Annotated in this window: 1 protein-coding gene; it reads right to left on the bottom strand. The window is 63.8% G+C overall.

What is annotated here, in order from left to right; genetic code table 11:
• Nucleotides 1-279 (bottom strand): transposase (locus D5084_RS09010; RefSeq protein ID WP_155523116.1); only part of this gene is annotated, 279 nt, incomplete at both ends.

Genomic DNA, 279 nt, shown 5'->3' with positions numbered 1-279 from the left:
GCCCCCCTTTTTCGACCGCAGGCTGGTCGCCGTGCGGTGCGCCTTGAGATAGGTCGCGTCGATCATCACCGTCTTCGGGGTGGCGGCCTCGGCGGCCAGCCCAGCCATCATCCGGGCAAAGACCCCCTTGTCGCTCCACCGCTTCCAGCGGTTGTAGAGGGTCTTCGGCGGGCCATATTCCTTGGGCGCATCACACCACCGCAAGCCATTGCGATTGAAGAAGATTATCCCGCTTAACACCCGCCGGTCATCGACCCGCGGCTTTCCGTGGCTTTTGGG

Source organism: Tabrizicola thermarum, from assembly GCF_003574395.1.
Classification (GTDB): Bacteria; Pseudomonadota; Alphaproteobacteria; order Rhodobacterales; family Rhodobacteraceae; genus Tabrizicola; species Tabrizicola thermarum.
The sequence above is the reverse complement of the archived record's forward strand: the minus strand, read 5'-3'. Positions and strand labels throughout refer to the sequence as shown.